The 1,380-nt window shown below is 47.5% G+C and carries 2 protein-coding genes and 1 pseudogene; all 3 read right to left on the bottom strand.

Annotated elements, in window-relative coordinates:
* Positions 1-248: 248 nt before the first annotated feature.
* Positions 249-938, bottom strand: a complete 690-nt coding sequence (locus HEN33_RS24955; protein ID WP_001059384.1) for a bacteriophage antitermination protein Q — start codon at positions 936-938, stop codon at positions 249-251.
* Positions 935-1,294 (bottom strand): RusA family crossover junction endodeoxyribonuclease, encoded by a 360-nt coding sequence (locus HEN33_RS24950; RefSeq protein WP_176263690.1) that lies wholly within the window; start codon positions 1,292-1,294, stop codon positions 935-937. Before HEN33_RS24950 ends, HEN33_RS24955 begins: the two co-directional genes overlap by 4 nt.
* A gap of 12 nt (positions 1,295-1,306) precedes the next feature.
* Positions 1,307-1,380: pseudogene (locus HEN33_RS26610) on the bottom strand (DUF1327 domain-containing protein); the annotation flags it as partial.

Genomic DNA, 1,380 nt, shown 5'->3' with positions numbered 1-1,380 from the left:
CCAGCGACCTGGCGATTATGAGTCGCTCGCTCTCACCACTGAGCTAAAGGGCCGGGCGCAGGATAATAACGTTACGAAATCAATGTTGCAAGCATACAAAAATCACCCTTATCTCCTCCACCAGCGCATTCACCATGTCTATCCGAGATAAGTGGCACAAAAAAACCCGCTTGTGGGCGGGTTTTGTTTGCTTTTGCCATCACGTACAAAATCGGCAAAATATCAGATTTGCATGAAATATATGCCTTTCAATCTACTTTTGCAACACTTTGCTTTGAAAATGCCGCCTTTTGTTTTGAACGTGTTCTCATTACAAATAATAAAGCCTCACTATCCAGTCGGTGAAAAATGTGTTTCATTGCAACCCAGTGACGAGTAAATGTTTTGGACCAGTTTTTAGTTGTCACTCCCGCCAGTAATGCCAGCTCCTGATATTCATAACCTTCCCCACCAAAAAGTTCTGCTTTTACTGCCTGCGCCGCCAGCCAGATTAATTTTTTCAGGCGTTCCTGCGTTTTCCCAGCAATTTTTCTGGTACCGGATTGAGTATTAAATTCATTCCACGCCCACTGTGTTATCGCGATCTGATATTCCCAACAAATACTCCCGCTGTAACACCACAACAACCAGGCTTTATGATGTTCTTCAAGAGACAGAACAGCCCGCCGCCACGATGATGTCGAAAACTCAACCGGACTGACCAGAGGAATTGACGTCACCTTCGCCAGCGATTGCTTTCCCGGGATTGGTGGATTATCCCGCGTTATCATTTTTCCAGTCACTTCATCGCGGTACCGGATTTTTTTTCGCCTGTAACGCCCTGTATCGAACATGGCATTCTCCTGCCAGGCTTCAAGCTGACCTTTTGTTGCCCCACTCAAATCAGCGGTGGCGATAATGAGCTGCTCACGCACAAACTGTAAATAGTGGTTATTCATGCGCACTCCAGTTCTGTGATTTTTATCCCCAGCCGCCCACCAGGAACGAGCTGACCGCGCACAATATTGATTTCATCAAACTGCTCGTCGTCTATGAGAAGTCCGGCATGCGTCAGCACATCCAGTGGTGCTTTCAGGATATTGTCCAGGTCACGACGGCGCTTATCCGGTGGCTCTGCAATAATCTTTATCACCAGCCTTCCGGACAGGTTTAATTTCAGCCGCTGCTGGCGAACAATAAGCGCCACAGCCCGGCGATAACGCTCACCGGCTTTTGATACAAAATATGTGCTGCCACGACGTCGCCAGTAGGTGTTCACCGTCGGCGGGTAAAGCAAAACAAACTCTATACGCATCAGTAACCTCTTTTACCCGAGCACGCCGGTTGCAAAGGCGTGATCAAGAAAACGAAAAATTAAATCAACCTGGGAACCATGCTTTT

It is taken from the genome of Escherichia sp. 94.0001 (genome assembly GCF_013369155.2).
In the GTDB taxonomy this organism is placed as follows: Bacteria; Pseudomonadota; Gammaproteobacteria; order Enterobacterales; family Enterobacteriaceae; genus Escherichia; species Escherichia coli_F.
Note: the sequence above shows the minus strand (reverse complement) of the source record. Positions and strands in the feature narration are given on the sequence as shown.

Excerpts from the sequence above, each read along its gene's own strand:
- HEN33_RS24955 (WP_001059384.1), bottom strand. The coding sequence starts at position 938 with ATGAATAACCACTATTTACAGTTTGTGCGTGAGCAGCTCATTATCGCC.
- HEN33_RS24950 (WP_176263690.1), bottom strand. The coding sequence starts at position 1,294 with ATGCGTATAGAGTTTGTTTTGCTTTACCCGCCGACGGTGAACACCTAC.